The organism is Deltaproteobacteria bacterium (genome assembly GCA_040223695.1).
Lineage (GTDB): Bacteria > Desulfobacterota_D > UBA1144 > Nemesobacterales > UBA2774 > JAVKFU01.
This window is the reverse complement of sequence record JAVKFU010000015.1, coordinates 752138-769923: the sequence shown is the minus strand read 5'-3', so window position 1 is coordinate 769923 and position 17786 is coordinate 752138. Positions and strand designations below refer to the sequence as shown.

The window sequence follows — 17786 nt, the reverse complement described above, 5'->3', positions numbered from 1 at the left end:
TTCGGGATCGTACCCTAAAATATTTTTACGATTCCGTAATTTATTTTTTTAACGCAATTTCTGTAATGTCGGGAAAGGAAAAAGACGAGATCCTGAATCGGTGTTCAGAATGACTGCTAAAGATTAAGGACTGGATTTCTCACGGAATTTATCCTGAGTTTATCGAAGGGTTCGAAATGACGGGGCATAGACGGCGGAGGAGTTTCGCAGGAATCGTCCTTCGACTGCACACTACGTGTGCGCTCAGGATGGGGGGCTTGAAAAATGAGATTGCCGCGCGCGCTTAATACGCCTCGCTCGCAATGACGGGGTGTTGTCTGACGGAGGGGGGAGGGGACGAGTGTAAATTTCCGACCTCCGCGCTTAATAACACTTCAAACTACCGGGGATAGGAGTGTGTTTTTAACGGCCATACTGTCGGTTAACTGACGCGGTGATGGCTCTCTGAACGGAAAAATGAGTGACTTATCAAATTCGACTCAGGAATTTATAGGTTTTCATTGACATCGTAAAATATAAATCCATAATTGAATTCTTGTATGTTCAAGACCGAAACCGGTGTGGGGATTCTTAGGGTTTCCTGTCGATTCAGAAAAATCTGTATGGAGCGGAGCCATATTAAAAATCCCGGATTTTCTTAAAGCCATACGGGAAAAACCCCCGCTTTCGGGAAACAAAGGCGCGGGACCCGGCAAATTCGGCACCTTCGCGGGGGTTTTCACGCCTGACGTCCTCACGATCCTGGGCGTAATTATGTACCTCCGCCTCGGATGGGTGGTCGGTAACGCAGGTTTCCTGGGCGCGGTGGCAATCATATTGCTCGCAAAGAGCATTACCCTGTGCACCGGTCTTTCCATGTCGTCAATAACCACCAATATAAGGATAGGCTCGGGCGGGGCTTACTCCATAATATCGAAATCGCTGGGTCTCGAAGCGGGCGGAAGCATAGGCATACCATTTTATATATCACAGACTCTGTCAGCTGCGCTCTACATCATAGGTTTTACAGAGGCCTGGTTGTTGATATTCCCCGAACACCCCCATGTCGTGGTGGCGTCAGTGGCATGGCTGCTGCTTCTGGTTATCACGTACGTAAGCGCGCACCTGGCGATCAGGATACAGTTCTTTATAATGGCGATAATCGGTGTTTCTCTCCTCTCCTTTTTCTTCAGCCCCGCAAAGCCTCTTACGGATATAGTGACCGTAGGGAAATTCGAGAACGCGGGTTTCTGGGCGGTTTTCGCCATATTCTTCCCGGCTGTGACTGGGATAATGGCGGGGGCTAATATGTCCGGGGATTTAAAAGACCCAAGGCGTTCGATACCTCTGGGTACTTTGTCCGCGATCGCGGTTACTCTCCTGATTTACGTGGGGCTCGCATATTTTCTCGCGAGGGTCGCCACGCCCGAAGAGCTGAGGTCGAATCAGATGATCATGGTGGACAAGGCTCTGTGGGCGCCTGCTGTAATAGCCGGGATAATGGGGGCGACGCTTTCCTCCGCGCTCGGAAGCATGCTGGGCGCGCCTAGAATACTCCAGGCGCTCGCCGAGCAGAAAACCGTACCTTTCTCAAAGATATTCTCCATGAGGACCGCGGGCAACGAGCCGAGGAACGCAATCATATTCACCGGGGCCGTCATAGAGATAGCGCTCATATTCGGCAGCCTGGATTTCCTGGCCACTCTTATTACGATGTTCTTCCTGATAACTTACGGAATGATAAACCTGGTCGTTTTTATAGAGCAGAGCATGAAAATTATAAGCTTCAGGCCGACTTTGAAGATCCCGTACGTCGTGCCGCTCATAGGCGCCGCGGGCTGCGTCTTCATAATGTTCCTTATAAATCCGGTGTTCAGCATCATAGCGATCGCTACGATTATCATCATATACTTCTGGCTCGCCCGGCGGGGGCTCAGGTCCGATGCAAGGGACATACGAGGGGGAATATTCCTTACCCTTGCGGAAAGGGCGGCAAGGATGGCGCAGAGATTCCCCAAGCACCAGGTGTCGTGGAAACCCGACCTGCTCATTCCGGTAGAGGACCCGAGAAGATGGGCCGGGCCGCTGCTGTTTATAGAAAACTTTACGTCGAGGTCGGGAAGCATACTGGCATTTACAGTCACCAATGACGGGACCGAGGAATCGGAGAAAGAGCTGGAAGAGCTGCTGGGCCCGCTCAAGAAGAACATTTCGGTAAACTACACGGTAATCCAGGATAACGAATTCCTGCACGGCGCCAAAGTGGTGATTCAGACGCTTAAAGCAAGCTCCTTCCGCCCGAACATACTGTTTCTTACGCTCGGGAGCAGCGAGCAGAAAGACTACATAATCAAGGATCTGATATTCGAGGCGCACCGGAACGAAATGGGCGCGGTTGTCCTGTGCCAGAATCCCCGCGTGGCTTTCGGGATGCAGAGAGACGTGAATCTCTGGCTGAGGGATAAGAGTCCGAACTGGAACTTGGGCATGCTGATCGCGCTCAAGCTACAGCTCAGCTGGGAGGGGAGGATTAATCTCGTTACCGTTTCGGACGAAAGGGACGATCGGAAGAGGCTCTACGATTATCTGGAGAACCTGAGCGATCAGGCCCGGTTGCCCGCCATGACCGATATTCATGTGCTTACGGGCTCCTTCGAGGAAGCGTTAAAGACCGCGCCCCGCGCCGATATAAACATATTCGGGCTTCCGTTCGATGTACCGTTCGAGTTCATGAGAACAGCGCCCGAGTTAACTCATTCTTCCTGTATATTCGTAAAGGACTCTGGTCACGAGAGCGCGCTTGTTTGATGTTTTGGAGTGAGGTGGGCCCGGGATTCGGGATACAGGATGCAGCGTGCTGTTGGATTATTCCTTGGATTCAGGGTGAGCGGGTTAAAGGCTAGAGTGCCGCGCTTCTCTTGTAATGACGAAGAAAAGGCAAAAATAGTTTCTTCTTTTTCTTGATAAAAAGAAGCAAAAATCACCGACTGCACAGAATATGGCTAAAAATCTCTTGTTAACGCTAAAATGTTTTAATTCCGACCCCTACCCTAAAACATTTTTACGCATTAACAAGAGACTTTCTTAACGCCAATTCTGTAATGTCGGATAAGAAAGGAAAAGGCAAAAGACGAGATCCTGAAATGAATTCAGGATGACAACTAAAGACTGAATTTCTCATGGAATTTATCCTGAGTTTATCGAAGGGTTCGAAATGACAGAGCGAGTGTGTGTGGAGCAGCAGGGGGGGAGGAAATGCGAAGGTGGCATGCTTCGATAGTTCGATATGCTCACTACTAGCATGTGAGAGTGTTTAAAATGGTTTCATTTGATGAAGTTCTTCCTGTTATCCTTTTTCTAAGGAGGGAAGGAAAAAGAAAGATGAGATTGCCGCGCCTGGTTTAACTTCGTTTTAGTTGCCGGGCGGGCATTAGCTTCCTGACTTACCTTCCGGCTTAAAGGTATTTGTTTTTTAGCGTATATAAAGCGGCTGTGGATTCAAAATTTTGAAGAAGTCTTTCCGGTGGTATTACAGATGAAGGCCTACTACTGTTCGGTTATATTCTTTACCTTGCGTTTTGCGTGCGCCTGCATGTCCTCGTGTATGTCAAGCTCGTCGACGATTTCCTCGCCGATCAGGGATTCAATTATATCCTCTAACGCGACAACACCCGTGAATTCTCCCTTTTCGTTCTTGACGCAAAAAAGGTGACGCCTCGAAATAATAAAACGGTTAAGCAGCTCGTCCAGGAGCATATCCTCGCCGACGAAGTCAGGGGATATCATGATGCTGTGAAGGTCTCTTTCCCTCTCGCTTTTTAACATCGTCATAAGCACATCCCGCCTGAGCGCGACACCGACTATGTTATCGGGGTCGTTGTCAGCATGCACGGGAATCCTGCTGAAGTGCCAGTAGTCGGATTCAAGCTCGATCTCCTTCAGCTTCGCCGACTCAGGCATGCTGTAGACAACGGATTTGGGTGTCATGATGTCTCTTACTTTTATTTCATCCAGCCTTAGGGCGTTCGCGACTATCTCCGCTTCTACGGGCAGTATCTCTCCGCCGTGATGGCTCAACTCGGCCAGGCTTCTGATGTCTTCCTCGGTAGGGTAGTTGAGGTGCGAGTTTTTGCCCCATAAGCTGGTAATAAAGTAGCTCATCTTTACGAAAGGCCAGAGCCCCTTTATCAGCAGCTCGATTAAAAATGAAAGACGGGGCGCAAGCTGGTTCGCATATGTTACGCCCAGGGACTTGGGAATTATTTCGCTGAATATAAGGACCGCGCCCGTGAAAGCTCCCGAGAATATCCCGAGCCACGCGTCTCCGTATATCCTTGCGACAAGTGAGCCAGCGACGGATGCCCCTATTACGTTCACCGCGGTGTTGAGTGTCAGGATAGCTGCGATCGGCTCGTCTATCCTGTTCCTTAGTCTTACGAGCCTGATGCCGTTTATGTCTCCTTCGCGTCTAAGGGATTCGATCCTGCTCCGTGGTATGGAGTAGATAGCCGCCTCCATAAGCGAGCAGAGGAAAGATCCGATAAGGCTTATTGCAGTTATGATGACGATTGCATACATGCTGAGCAGAGTACCCATTTTGGGTGTTTTAGGCAATGACGAGAGGGATAGAATATATTTCAGAAACGGCGCTATGCGTCCTCCATTCCTATATTGATAAGCGCGTCTCCCTTATTGACGACGGGGACGCTTCTGAGCCCTATGGCATAACCGCCTTCGCGCGCTTTCATTTTGATTTCGGCCTCTCCGAAGGGGTCGGTTATGCTCGCCAGGAGCTGGCCCTTTTTGACCCTATCGCCGCCCCGGACGTGCGGCCTGTAGAGGCCCGAGCTTCCCGCCCGCGTCCATATGTTTTTCGTTATTATCTTCGTATCGTTGCGCTCGGGCGCGCCGTTATCGGTCATTTTCAGATAATCCATAAGGCGGAGTATCCCGTTTATGCACTCCGAGATGGCGAATTCGTCGAAGCGGAGGCTCTCCCCTCCCTCATAAACAAGAATCGGCTTGCCCTTCCTTTGCGCGGCTTTCCTGAACGAGCCGTCCCTTAAGGGAGAGTTTATTATAAAGGGCGGGGCGAAAGCGTGCGCAAGCTCCATGTTCTGCTCCAGCCCTGTGTCACAGCGTATGTGCGGGTAATTCACGTTGGCTCCTCCCGTGTGAAGATCGATGCCGAAGTCCACAATGGGTATGACGTCGTTGATGAGCGTCCAGGCGATTCTTCCGGCAAGTGAGCCTGCCTTCGTTCCGGGAAAGCACCTGTTGAGATCCCTGCCGTCGGGGAGATAGCGTGAATTGTTCAAAAATCCGTAGACGTTGACAATCGGAATGGCGATCACGGTGCCGCTGTCGGGCACTATTGAGCCGCCTGTGATCATGCGCCTGACGGTCTCGACTCCGTTAAGCTCGTCGCCGTGGATACCCGAAGATATAAGGAGAACGGGACCGTCCCGCCGCCCTCTGTACACGTAGACGGGCAGGTCGATAACCGTGTGTGTGGGCAGTTTCGCTATCTGAAGGTTTACGAGGGCGTGCTTGCCTTCGGCAATCTTCCTGCCGTTGATTGTGATGTAGCGGGGCATTTATACTTTTACTTTATCCTTTATCATTCTCCGCTTGTGAGCGTTCTCTTCTATAAACTTTATTATGGTGCCGGCAATATCTATGCCGGTCGCCGTTTCAATGCCCTCGAGTCCGGGAGAAGAGTTTACCTCCATAATCTTGGGTCCGGTAGAGGACTGAAGCATATCGACCCCGGCCACGTTAAGGCCGAGGAGCTTGGCCGCCTTTACGGCAGTTGCGCGCTCCTGCCGAGTGAGTTTAATCGTGTTCGCCGAGCCGCCTCTATGTATATTGGAGCGGAACTCTCCCTCGGCCCCTTGGCGTTTCATGGCTCCCACAACCTTGCCTCCCACTACAAGCGCCCTGATGTCCGCCCCCTTGGCCTCCTTGATGAATTCCTGTATAAGCATGTTCGCCTTCACGCCGTAGAAGGCCTCCATAACGGATTTCGCGGCCTTCTTGGTCTCGGCGAGCACCACGCCTATCCCCTGCGTTCCCTGGAGGAGCTTTATCACGAGCGGAGTACCGCCTACTTCCTCGATTAGATGGCTTATGTCGGTGGGATCAGCGGCGAACGCCGTCACGGGCATTCCGAGATGCGCCCTTGAGAGTATCTGCATGCTCCTGAGCTTGTCGCGTGATCTGACTATTCCCTGCGATTCGTTTACGGAAAAGACATGCATCATTTCGAACTGCCTGACCACGGCTGTCCCGTAAAATGTCCTCGAAGCGCCGATACGTGGTATTACCGCGTTTACCTTTTCTATCTTTTTCCCGGCGTAATAGATTTCGGGGTTGCCCTTTTCGATCACCATGTAGCATTTGAGAAAGTCTATGACCTCGACATCGTGTCCCCTTTGCTCGGCGGCCTCAAACAGCCTCTTTGTCGAATAAAGTTTTGGATTTCTCGATAGTATTAAGATTTTCATTATAAAATTCTCCCCTTTTAATTTTTTAAAGAGCCGGTCGGTTTAAATATATTGATTCCGGCAACTGCCGGATGTAAGAAAACTCACACAATCCGGATGGCATGACAATGAATTATTATGACATATTGCGCGGGATTTTTGAAATCAGCGGGGCATGTACGGGTTCTTTTACTCGCAATTTGCAGTGACATCCTTCGACTGCACACGATGTGTCCGCTCAGGACTCACGATGCAGGATAAAAAGTGAGATTTCTCCCGTTGATCGAAGAGACGCGGAAAAAGTAAGATATCTTCTTTTCCTTTATGAAAAGAAGCAAAAATCACCGACTGCACAAAATGTGGCTAAATATAGATAATTAAGTCTAAAATCTTTTAATCCCACCCCAGCCCCTAAAAGATTTTCACGCTTTAATTATCTATATTCTTCGCGCCAATTCTGTGTATGTCGGAGAAAGAATTGAAAAGATGGCATGCTTCGATAGTTCGACAGGCTCACTAGTAGCGTGAAGGGGTATTAGAAAATGAGATTGCTGCGCTCGCTTAATACGCCTCGCTCGCAATGACGTGGTATTGTCTGACGGAGTAGGGCATCCTTCGACTGGGCTCAGGATGAGCGGGTTGGCCCCCCCATCCTAACCTTCCCCCGCGTTGGGGGGAAGGAACTGTATTGCACAGGGTTGGGGTGTGCAGGGGGTGAGAGAAAATGGTGGGCGTCCTTCGATGGGACTCAGGGCGAGCGGGAGGATGGCATCCGCTGGCATATAGGGAGTGAAGCGGCTTGAGAGGATGTTCGGTTCAGCAGATGTGTTGAGTAGAAATCGCAGAATCACACCTTGTGTGCGCGACCGCTGATTATATTATGGAGAGTTGGGGAGAAATCGAACACGGGCGGACATCGTCCGCCACACTGTGTGTGCGTGCAGGTTGCTATTATTATAAATTTTAATCATTATTACTTTCGGTGTTGTTATGTTCGATTTCGTAAGTCAGCTGGACGATTTTTTTCTTGCTGTGCTCCGGCATATACAGGGTGATTTCAGAAACGAGGCGGTTACGGCGGCCGCTCTCGGGGTGCTGCTCGTTCTCGTATTGATTCTGCACCGAAAGGGAACGCGGTTTATAGGGGACAGGGAATGGAGGGTCGGGACGTACGCGCGGTTCGTAGTCGGACTTGTATTCCCTCTCATCTATCTCCTGCTAGTGAGTTCATCCTCCGCGTATTTAAAAGGAGAGGCGAGCGTCGTATTCTTTCACTCCCTCGCTTACTTCTATCTGGGATATTTTTTCATACGCAGTCTTCTCGTCCCGCTCCGGATCAGTTTCGTGCCCTGGAACATGATCTCCTACCTGCTGCTGTTGCTGGCAGTGGTGTTCCTGATGCTGACCGAATTGAACGCGCTTTATTTTAAGAACGAGGCTATCGGCGGGGCGTTCTCGCTCGCATTCAAGGTGTCCGTGATACTTCTCGTTTACGTGTTCCTTCTGAGCGGAATAAAGTTCCTGATATCGAAATTACCCGACAGGCTGAAACTGGCAAAATCCATACTCGAAAACCTTACTGGATTCATCTCCATCGTGTACCTGATTATCGCGGCTTTGTGGCTGTTTCAGATACTGGCCGTTGCATCTTCGTTCTTTGTGGGCGGGGTAGTCGTATTCATCGCGATCCTCGTTTACGGGTTTCTGAATACATACGTAGCAACCTATCTCAAGCCCAAAATTGACGCGGAGGCTTCTTTTTATCCGGGACTTGCGGGAAATATAGGCGCGTTTCTCAACCTGACGCTTTTATACGTTCTTTTCCTGATATTGGTCGCCTTTTTTAATCTCGGATACGTGGCTAGTTACCTCGCCGATGTCTACATAATAAGAACAGAGGTAGTAGCGATTTCAGTGCTATCGCTCGTTTACGGCCTGTTTGTCTTTTTCTTTCTCATGTCTCTGGTGGGGATACTCAAGCACGTCATCTATTTCTTCAATATAAAGCAGAATAAAGAGCTTGAGGCTGGCTCTCTCAGGTCGCTCGTGGCCAATCTGGGATTCCTCATAGCGCTCATGGTCGGGCTCTCGTCTCTCGGGCTTACCTGGACCGCGCTGCTCCCGGTCGCAGGCGCATTAGGAATCGGTATCGGTATCGGGCTTCAGAACATAATGAACAACTACATCAGCGGATTCATACTGCTTTTCAGCAAGAGGCTCAAGATAGGGGATATCATAGAGATCGAGGGGAACGCCGGAAGGGCGGTGGGCAGCACGCTCGAAACTATCTACGGCCGGGTCGCCAGCATCGATACGTTCTCGAGCGTGGTCACTACGACGGACGGGATAGAGGTCGTCGTACCGAACTCGCAGTTCGTTGAGCAGCAGATGGTGAATTACTCGCTCTCCGATTTTACGATACGGGTCAGGATACCGTTTGGGGTGTCCTACAGCGCTGACCCGAACACGGTGAAGGAAATACTGCTCAGAGTCGCGGACGAGAATACGCAGATACTGAAGAGTCCTGCGCCCGGGGTATGGTTCTCGGAGTACGCGGACAGCGCGATTGTTTTTCACCTCCTTCTCTGGGTCAACATAAGGAACCTCTGGAAGGTGCAGCCGCTAATAAGCGAAATGTATTTTAAAGTATGGTACGAGCTTGAGAAAGCTGGCATCGTCATACCGTTCCCGCAGAGGGATGTATGGTTTAAGAACAACCTTCAAGTGGAAATAGAAAAAGAAATGAGGAAGGACAGCGAGGAGCAGGAGTGAGCCTCCGTCTTATAGAGTCTGTCTTGCCTGCCGGTGAAAGCGCGGAGTCTGTGAGAAAACTGCTCGGGGACCTTCCGGCAATAGGCGTGTGGGAGGAGGAAGTATCGGATAAAAGCACTGTAGTGAAAATAGTCGCGTCCGCCGAGGATTGTGAGAATATACTCGACGCGCTTGGAAAGCGTTACTCGAATGCCGAAGGGTTCAGGATTGTAATGCTCCCGGTCGAAGCTACTATTCCCCGTCCGGAAGAGTCCAGGGGTGAGAAAGAGGGGGAACCGGTCAAACAAGATAGCGGGGAAACTGTATTAAAAATAGGGAGGATAAGCCGGGAAGAGCTTTACGCCGATATTAACGAAAGCGCGAATATAACAGTCGTTTATATGGTGCTCGTGGTCCTTTCCTCTGTTGTGGCTTCGATAGGAATATTAAAGGATAATGTCGCAATAATAATAGGGGCAATGGTAATCGCACCTCTTCTGGGTCCGAATATGGCCCTTGCCTTCGGCACCACGCTCGGGGATACGGACCTTATAATAAGAGCTCTCAAGTCGAACGTTGCAGGGGTCGCCGCGGCGCTTGTTTTCGCCGTAGCAATCGGCGCAGTTTTTCCGGTGGACCCCGCCATTGGGGAGCTCGCCTCGAGGACCGAAGTAGGATTCGGGGACATAGCTCTCGCGCTTGCTTCGGGTGTGGCCGGGACGCTTTCTTTTACCAAGGGGCTTCCGAGCGCGCTCATAGGCGTAATGGTAGCGGTTGCTCTTCTGCCTCCGACGGCCAGTGTCGGTATGCTACTGGGCTCCGGTCATCTTACACTCGCCGCGGGCGCGACGCAGTTGCTTCTGGTTAATGTTATCTGTGTAAACCTGGCGGCGGTAAGCACTTTCTTTATACAGGGCGTGCGTCCGCTCTCCTGGTGGGAGGCGGAAAAGGCGAAGAAAGCGACCGGGACCGCGATTATAATATGGACCATACTGCTCTTACTGCTCGCACTGACCATACTCTTGTTCCGTAAGTACATAATGTATTAAAATAAACGGGAGGGACGGCCCGCATGAAATTTGCCGGGGCCGCAGATTGATCATGACGGAAAAGATTAAAAAAGCTTCCATAAAAAGGGGCCTCCAGCCGGGCGCTCTGATTCACGTAGGCGAGAAGAAGATCGACAAGGTCAGGATAAGGGTCATAGACTTCGACAGGAATACGCTCGAGGAGAAGGAGTTCGAGAGCATCGAGGAATGTCTGGCCTACAGGGACAAATCCACCGTAAGCTGGATAAATATCGACGGGCTGCACGACACCGAGCTTATAAAGAAGCTCGGAAAACACTTCGGTATACACAGGCTCGTGCTGGAAGACGTGCTGAACACTGACATACGGCCGGGGATTGATGACTATGAAAATTATATCTATATAGTGCTTAAGATGCTCTATATCGAGCCGGGCAGGAATCATATTACAGCCGAGCAGGTGAGTTTTGTCCTGACAAAGGGGACGGTCATATCCTTTCAGGAGAGGGTGGGGGACACGTTTGAGCCCGTGAGAAACAGGCTCAGGAATTCGGTCGGGCGCATCAGGAGAGTGGGAGCGGATTATTTGACTTACGCGCTTGTGGACGCGGTGGTCGATAATTACTTTATCGTGCTCGAGGAGATAGGTGAGTCAATCGAGGCTCTCGAAGACGAGCTTATGAACAACCCGAGCCAGGAAACGCTTAAAAAGATATACGGGCTCAAGAGAGAGATGGTACTGCTGAGGAAATATATACTGCCGCTCAGGGAAATGGTGCTTAATCTCCATAGCTCGGAATCGCCTCTAATCGATCCCTCGACGAAGATATATATAAAAGACCTTTACAGCCATACGATCCAGATTGCCGACACGCTCGAGTCGTACAGGGATATGACATCGGAGATGCTGAATACCTACCTCACGATAACAAGCAACAAGATGAACGAGGTCATGAAGATACTGACCATCATGGCGTCTATATTCATCCCGCTTACCTTCATCGCGGGAATATACGGGATGAACTTCGAGAACATGCCGGAGCTGCATTACGCCTGGGGGTATCCGCTTGCCATAAGCATGATGGCGATCGTGGCGGTGGTGATGATCATGTATTTCAAGAGAAAGAAGTGGCTTTAGTGTGCGGCTTTTGAGTGGAGAGATTGCGCGGCTCTTGCAGAGCTTTGCAAATGACAAAAATAAGACACAACTTTCTTCTTTTTCTTGATAAAAAGAAGCAAAAATCACCGGCTGCACACACATAGTGTGATTTCTGAAAAGATGGCTAAAAATAGATTATAGCGGCTAAAATCTTTTAAACCCACCGCGGCCCCGAAAAGATTCTTTATGCCTTAATAAACTATTTTTTAATGCCAATTCTGTGAATGTCGGAAAGAACAAGACGAAAGGCGGGCTGCGGTTCCAAAAGGATTTTTCGTGTTTTAGTAATCTATTTGCTTAATGTCAATTTGGCAATATGAAATATAGGAACCAAGAAGTTACGTCCTAACTTTTAGGAGAGAGCGACTGTTTATTTGATTTAATCAGCAGTTTTACGGCACTATTAACATTTTTACCTTCGTTCTAAGGGGACCGATTGCGCACTCGTTTGCAATCGTTGCTAGCTCGAAATCGTTTGTGAATGTCTGGAAAAGAAAAGCGAGAGAAAAGCGTCATTGCGAGGAACGAAGTGACGAAGCAATCTCTATTTTTATCCTGAGATTGGCATGCTCGCTTAATACTCTTCGCTCGCAATTGTTCCGAAATCGTAGTTCAGAATAACAGAATTATGAATTCCTCAGCTGTTATAAATCATTGTATAATGTTCTTCGTTTTCACTAAAGAATCAGGAGTGATTAGCACACTATGACTAAAGGTAAACACAAAGTTGCTGAGACCGTGAGCGTAATGGTCGAGATAACGAAGGGGTCGAGAAACAAGTACGAGTACGACAAGGCGAAGAAGCGGATAAAGTTTGACAGGATGCTCTTTTCCTCTGTGCATTATCCGAGCGATTACGGGTTCATCGAGGACACTCTCGCGCTCGACGGCGACCCGCTGGACGCCCTGGTGCTCCTCTGGGAGCCCACATTCCCCGGATGCATTATCGAGTCCAAGCCTGTCGGGATGTTCATGATGAGTGACGAGAAGGGCCCTGATGAGAAGATACTCTGCGTACCGGTCGCTGACCCGCACTGGAACCACATAGAGAAGCTGACCGAGATTCCTCCCCATCTGCTGAGCGAAATAGAGCATTTTTTCGCTTCCTACAAGACACTCGAGAAGAAGGACGTCGTGGTTGAGGGATGGAAGAAGAAAGAGTCAGCTTTAAAAGTGATTGAGGAATCGTATGCGAGGTATAAGGAAAAGAGGAAGAAGAGGGGGGGAGGCTGATTCGTCCTTCGACTGCACACTTCGTGTGCGCTCAGGACGAGCGGGTTTGAACCGCAGATTGATGCGGACGCTTTGGTGCATTGTGAAGAGTATGATAAGGCAATGTTTCTTCTTTTCCTTGATGAAAAGAAGCAAAAATCACATACGTAGTGTGATTTGACGAAAAGATAGCTAAAAATAAATTGTCTTACTGAAATGATTTAATTCCACCCCGGTAGGCAAGGGCGTCCGATTTCTCACTTGATCAAAATCGTTCTGTAATGTCGGGAAAGCAAAAGATGAAAAGAAGACATCCTTCGACCGGGCTCAGGATGAGCTGGTTACAAAATGAGAATGTATTAATGCGCATATAGTTAGGAACACTTACTTAGTTGCATTTAACCAATAGGCCGATTACTAACTTGTCCACAATCGCAATTCAGTATGACGGAAGAGAAATCCACTCTGAATATTGGCTTAAGCCGATTAATATACGAACGGTAGATTGAGATTTAACTGTCCTTGTACATCCAAATTTAACATTCTTTATATATAATGAGTGCATTGCATCGTGTTGATGTCAGACGGAGGGTTTTGTTTGAAGTTTCTGTATAAGAGGGAAGAGAATTGAGCGGAGAAGTAAAGAAGGGAAGGGGGAATCTGAGAGAGCTGGCCGCTCTGTTTCTGAGGCTGGGCGTTACCGCGTTCGGGGGGCCTGCTGCGCACATAGCGATGATGCACGACGAGGCGGTCGTGCGGAGGAAGTGGCTCGGCGAGCAGCAGTTTCTGGACCTGATCGGCGCAACGAACCTGATACCCGGCCCGAACTCTACGGAGATGGCGATACATCTGGGGTTCATGCACGGCGGGTGGCGGGGCCTCGTTCTCGCCGGAGTGTGCTTCATACTCCCGGCGGCGCTGATCGTAACGGCGCTCACATGGTTATATGTGGAGTACGGAACCACAGCGGAGGGGGAGCTGCTTTTCTACGGGATAAAGCCCGTGATGATTGCGATAATACTGCAGGCGCTCTACATGCTCGGAAGGAGGGTGGTCACAGGGGTGCTCACCTCCATTGTGGGAATAGGCGTAATCGCCGGATACTTCCTCGGCGTTAACGAGATTCTGCTGCTTGTTGCAGGCGGGCTTATCGTCATGGCCGGGAAGAACATCGGCGGGCTGGGGGGTCACCATGTTACGGGTTTTCTGATAACGCTTTCGGGAATTGACGCGGCCTCGGTACAAGCGAAGGAGCTTAGCCTTACTTCATTGTTCCTGATATTCCTTAAAATAGGCTCGGTGCTTTACGGAAGCGGTTATGTGCTTCTGGCGTTTCTCGAATCAGACCTTGTAAACAGGCTCGGATGGCTCACAACCCAGCAGTTGATTGACGCGGTGTCTATTGGTCAGGTTACTCCCGGTCCTGTGTTCACGACCGCGACCTCAATCGGCTTCATCCTGGCGGGGCTTCCAGAGGCGGCAGTCGCGACCCTCGGCATTTTTATCCCGTCTTTCATATTCGTTGCTATCAGTAACCCCATGATACCCCGCATTAGAAAGTCCCCGTGGGCGGGAGGCATGCTCGACGGAGTGAACGCGGCGTCGCTGGGACTTATGGCCGCGGTGACATTCGAGCTGGGCAGAGTGTCTTTTGTCGACCCGCTTACTGTATTGATCGGGCTTCTTGCCGCGGGGGCTATTTTCTTTCTCAGGGTAAATTCCACATGGCTCGTGCTGGGAGGGGGGATTGCTGGATTACTGTCGGGATTGCTCTAATATTAGGATAATACGGGCATGTGTCATCTCGCATTCTTCAGCAGGTATAAAACGAGTGAAGTCTCGTAAAGCTCCTCGATTCCCAATACGAGACCGAATAGCAATAAAGTATCGTTCCCGTAGATACCGGCAGCCACTAATAAAATAATCCCAACGAGAGTGGTAAGCACCCTTATGCCCTTTACGGTTAGCCCGCCGGCAGTCTTTTTTGCTTTCAGTCCCCGAACAATCGTACTCAAGTCGTAGAAGACAACCGCGGTTCCGAAAGCGATAAAGAACAGAGCCGACAGCTCTTTCAGACTAGGCTCGGTATAACCCGGCATCAAAATATCCTCCCACTTATTTTGATGCTTAATACGTGGGGTTGGATGCCGGTAGCGGAGAGGTTTCTCATACAGGGCGTATTTGATTCCGTAGCACACGGAGATATGGAGCTATGGCTCCGCAGGACGGCACATAATGTACGCAAGACTATTTCCCCTTTCGCAGCCCCAGATAATGCTCTCTTGCTAAGAAAAGAGGCGGGGGTTTAATAGGCTCGCTCATGAACCTGACGTCTTCTATTGTATAGAAAGCTTTGTCGTTGAATTTTTTGATTATGCCAAGCACTTGCTCGAGATCGGCCCTTTTGACGACCGTATAGAAAATGTTTACCGGACCGTCTTTTCCCTCGGCTTTCAGACTGGTCACGCCGAAGCCCGATTCCCTGAGATTATGAAGCGTCATTGTCGCTTCTCTCTTGGTGATAATTCTGACTATCAACATCCCCATCGCGAGTTTTTCTTCGAGCAGAATTCCCATATATGTTCCCGTGGCAAAACCCGCCCCAAAAGCTATATAATAGAGAGGGTTAGTAAGGTTCTGGAGTATCTGGCCCACCGCGAAGAGCCAGATCAGTGTTTCAAAAAAACCGCACAGCGCCGCGGGGAGCTTTCTGCCGCGCGATACAAAAATTATTCTTACAGTCCCTATTGATACATCGAGTGTTCTCGCTGTGAAAACCAGCAGCGATACTAAAATCACGTTGAATATGTTGGATTCAAAGATAAGAATTTCTTCCAATTTAACCTCCGAAGCGGGCTTGGCGAGCTAATTTTAAATAGTAGAAGAAAACGTTTCCATCGCTATATAATACCTGAATATCGGCGGGTATTTCGGATTTGGACAAGTGTCGATAAATATAATGATCGCCGGGGATTAGATGGGCTTTATTGCTTTGCCTCTATATGTTTTGATTAATGCGGCATATAATTTCAACCAGTAACCGTGTTTTGTCGTACACCCTATCGAAAGGGGAAATTTTATTCGTGTACTCACTTTATGTTTTAATCGTATCCGTCGTTGTTTTGAGGCTGGCCGGGCTCTTCGGAGTGAGAAGGCTCTCGCGCATAAATGAGTGCGTGCGTTACGGGTTTGCGGTGATGTTCGTATTTACGGGCGTGTCCCACTTCACGTCGCTCAAAGCGGATTTTGTAAGGATGATACCGTTTGATTTTCTCCGGAGCGAATTTACGGTCTATCTGACGGGTGTAATGGAAATCGCGGGGGCGCTATGGCTCTTTTGGGGGAAGCACTTGATGTACGCGTGCTATTATCTGATTCTTTTTCTTCTGGCCGTTCTGCCCGCAAACATTTACGCCTCTATACATAATCTGCCGGTTGCGGGCAAACCGCCGACGGAGATGTATTTCAGGATATTCATACAGTTCTTCTACATTACGCTTCTGGTCTATATAGCGCCCGGGAAGGGCGACGGGAAGAAAGTAAAGGATTGGCTCTACCGAAGCTGGTATCCGTTCGGAAGAAGATAGTACCCCGCTCCGGGGCTTGAGCGACTTTCTGACACGGTCGCCGCGCATTAGTATCGGGAAATTATGACCTTGATTTAGCCCTGAAAACATTATAAATTGCTGCCTGTGAAAAACCTCGCGCTTCCTATGACGGCTTTTGTTCTACTTCTCACTTTTCCCTCGCTTCAGGCTCTGTCCCAGGAAAACACCAGCGTCGAAGTGAATTTCATCTACGCTTTTGAGCTCGGATTCGGGTCCTACGACGTAGGCGGGCTCGATGTGCAGGTCTACGGTCTTCCAATCGCCTATACATTCAGAGACTTCATGGGAAACCAGAGGCTCAATCTTAAAGTTAACTCCCCCGTGTACTACGGGCGCTTCCGTTTCAGACGGAGGCTTGAAGACGACACGAAACTCAAGGTGGACCAGGACGTAATGGCCTATATACCGGGCCTTGAGCTTGAGTACGAAGCCGTGGATAACTGGTATATAAAGCCGTTCGCGAATGTAGGACTGGCATGGCAAATATACAACAAGGCAAGGCCGAGGGGGCTTCAGGTGGACGACTCCGCGGTATATCTGTATACCATAGGAATCACGAGCCTCTACGAGATATTCTGGGAAAGGTTTACCTTCAGCGTCGGAAACAAAATCGCGTGGGCCGGAAACGCTACGTTCGATAATGAAAATAAAGAGTCCTACGGCGTGCTTGAGAACGGTCTGGACGTAAGGCATCGTCTCGGATTCAGGGTAAAGGGATACGAGCCGGACGTGAGCGTGTTTTTTAACTGGTACCATTTTTTCCCCGAGGCGGAATTCGACAGGTTCCTTAGCGACCCGCTTGAGGTGGAGAATCAGTACGAGATCGCCTGTACTCTGGGCTCGGATACTCCGCTTAAAATAGGGTTCATATCGAACCCCAGAATAGGGATCGGATACAGGTTCGGGGACCTTGACGCGTTTACCGTAAACTTCGGGTTTCCCTTCTAATATGCAGATCCAATTTCTTTTAAACTTTCTGAGGAGAAACGAGAGAGGAATTTATACAGCGAGGCGGGTTGAGCCCGCCCCCTCTATTCTCCGGAATAGAAGATCATGAGCGAAAAAGAAACTTTATTCAGCAAAGGGCCGCCGACAGGATTTAAAAGGCTCTTTTTCAGGTTTCCCCTGCTCCTATATAAAGCCGGGTTGGGGCCGCTCTTTGGGGAAAGGTTTCTGAAACTCACGCATACGGGAAGGGTGAGCGGACTAAGAAGGGAAACCGTGCTCGAGGTCGTGAAGCACGATAGTGAGACGGGCGCTTGCTACGTCGTTTCGGGTTGGGGGCGGAAGTCGAACTGGTACCTCAATATATTGAATACGCCTTGTGTGGAAATGCAGGTAAAGAACCGAAAGTTCCGGGCCGACGCAAGGGAGCTTTCGCGTGAGCGTGCGGCTTCCGTGCTCTACGATTACTCACGGCGCTATCCCCGGGCGTTCGGTATTCTTACCGAAAAATTTTTCGGAGAAAGGCTCGAAGTCTCGGAGCAAAGCGCAATAAGGTTGGCCGAGAGTATGCCAGTCATAGAGCTTGTACCTAGCCGATAATGCCTTTTAAAGCAAAGGA

At 49.7% G+C, this 17786-nt stretch carries 14 protein-coding genes; 9 read left to right on the top strand and 5 right to left on the bottom strand.

Annotation, left to right across the window (positions count from 1 at the left end; all coding sequences use genetic code 11):
• The first annotated feature begins 558 nt into the window (after positions 1-558).
• Positions 559-2787, top strand: coding sequence for an amino acid permease (locus RIG61_07800; protein MEQ9619066.1), 2229 nt, complete (start codon positions 559-561; stop codon positions 2785-2787).
• Between the two features lie 738 nt (positions 2788-3525).
• Here RIG61_07800 and RIG61_07795 read toward each other — a convergent pair.
• From RIG61_07795 to rimK, 3 genes are read right to left on the bottom strand one after another with little or no spacing between them, the layout of a single operon-like run.
• Entirely contained in the window at positions 3526-4575 is a 1050-nt protein-coding gene (locus tag RIG61_07795; GenBank protein ID MEQ9619065.1) for a hemolysin family protein, read from the bottom strand.
• Positions 4576-4628: 53 nt separating this feature from the next.
• Positions 4629-5576: a succinylglutamate desuccinylase/aspartoacylase family protein gene (locus RIG61_07790; GenBank protein ID MEQ9619064.1), complete on the bottom strand. Its 948-nt coding sequence runs from the start codon at positions 5574-5576 to the stop codon at positions 4629-4631.
• Complete coding sequence (gene rimK / locus RIG61_07785) at positions 5577-6485, bottom strand: 30S ribosomal protein S6--L-glutamate ligase (protein ID MEQ9619063.1); 909 nt, start codon at positions 6483-6485, stop codon at positions 5577-5579.
• 969 nt (positions 6486-7454) lie between these two features.
• Here rimK and RIG61_07780 point away from each other — a divergent pair.
• The 5 genes from RIG61_07780 (at position 7455) to chrA (ending at position 14390) form a co-directional block, all read left to right on the top strand.
• Positions 7455-9236 (top strand): mechanosensitive ion channel, encoded by a 1782-nt coding sequence (locus RIG61_07780; protein ID MEQ9619062.1) that lies wholly within the window; start codon positions 7455-7457, stop codon positions 9234-9236.
• Entirely contained in the window at positions 9233-10264 is a 1032-nt protein-coding gene (locus RIG61_07775; protein MEQ9619061.1) for a TIGR00341 family protein, read from the top strand. The genes RIG61_07780 and RIG61_07775 overlap by 4 nt, the downstream gene beginning before the upstream one ends.
• Positions 10265-10316: 52 nt before the next feature.
• Positions 10317-11381, top strand: a complete 1065-nt coding sequence (gene corA, locus RIG61_07770) for a magnesium/cobalt transporter CorA (protein ID MEQ9619060.1) — start codon at positions 10317-10319, stop codon at positions 11379-11381.
• A 726-nt stretch (positions 11382-12107) separates the two neighbouring features.
• Positions 12108-12635, top strand: coding sequence for an inorganic diphosphatase (locus tag RIG61_07765; protein MEQ9619059.1), 528 nt, complete (start codon positions 12108-12110; stop codon positions 12633-12635).
• 606 nt (positions 12636-13241) lie between these two features.
• Positions 13242-14390, top strand: a complete 1149-nt coding sequence (chrA, locus tag RIG61_07760) for a chromate efflux transporter (protein ID MEQ9619058.1) — start codon at positions 13242-13244, stop codon at positions 14388-14390.
• 23 nt (positions 14391-14413) lie between these two features.
• Here chrA and RIG61_07755 read toward each other — a convergent pair whose 3' ends face one another.
• Positions 14414-14713 (bottom strand): hypothetical protein, encoded by a 300-nt coding sequence (locus RIG61_07755; protein MEQ9619057.1) that lies wholly within the window; start codon positions 14711-14713, stop codon positions 14414-14416.
• A gap of 148 nt (positions 14714-14861) precedes the next feature.
• Positions 14862-15452, bottom strand: a complete 591-nt coding sequence (locus RIG61_07750) for a DUF2179 domain-containing protein (protein ID MEQ9619056.1) — start codon at positions 15450-15452, stop codon at positions 14862-14864.
• Positions 15453-15697: 245 nt separating this feature from the next.
• On the opposite strand from RIG61_07750, the gene RIG61_07745 reads away from it, so the two are divergent.
• From RIG61_07745 to RIG61_07735, 3 genes are all read left to right on the top strand, one after another.
• Complete coding sequence (locus tag RIG61_07745) at positions 15698-16201, top strand: DoxX family membrane protein (protein MEQ9619055.1); 504 nt, start codon at positions 15698-15700, stop codon at positions 16199-16201.
• Positions 16202-16297: 96 nt separating this feature from the next.
• Positions 16298-17170, top strand: a complete 873-nt coding sequence (locus tag RIG61_07740; protein ID MEQ9619054.1) for a hypothetical protein — start codon at positions 16298-16300, stop codon at positions 17168-17170.
• Between the two features lie 105 nt (positions 17171-17275).
• Complete coding sequence (locus tag RIG61_07735; GenBank protein ID MEQ9619053.1) at positions 17276-17767, top strand: nitroreductase family deazaflavin-dependent oxidoreductase; 492 nt, start codon at positions 17276-17278, stop codon at positions 17765-17767.
• The last annotated feature ends 19 nt before the right edge of the window (positions 17768-17786 follow it).

Coding starts and splice junctions, on each gene's coding strand:
- RIG61_07795 (MEQ9619065.1), bottom strand. CDS start 4,575: ATGGGTACTCTGCTCAGCATGTATGCAATCGTCATCATAACTGCAATA.
- RIG61_07790 (MEQ9619064.1), bottom strand. CDS start 5,576: ATGCCCCGCTACATCACAATCAACGGCAGGAAGATTGCCGAAGGCAAG.
- corA (MEQ9619060.1), top strand. CDS start 10,317: ATGACGGAAAAGATTAAAAAAGCTTCCATAAAAAGGGGCCTCCAGCCG.
- RIG61_07755 (MEQ9619057.1), bottom strand. CDS start 14,713: ATGCCGGGTTATACCGAGCCTAGTCTGAAAGAGCTGTCGGCTCTGTTC.
- rimK (MEQ9619063.1), bottom strand. CDS start 6,485: ATGAAAATCTTAATACTATCGAGAAATCCAAAACTTTATTCGACAAAG.
- RIG61_07780 (MEQ9619062.1), top strand. CDS start 7,455: ATGTTCGATTTCGTAAGTCAGCTGGACGATTTTTTTCTTGCTGTGCTC.
- RIG61_07765 (MEQ9619059.1), top strand. CDS start 12,108: ATGACTAAAGGTAAACACAAAGTTGCTGAGACCGTGAGCGTAATGGTC.
- RIG61_07735 (MEQ9619053.1), top strand. CDS start 17,276: ATGAGCGAAAAAGAAACTTTATTCAGCAAAGGGCCGCCGACAGGATTT.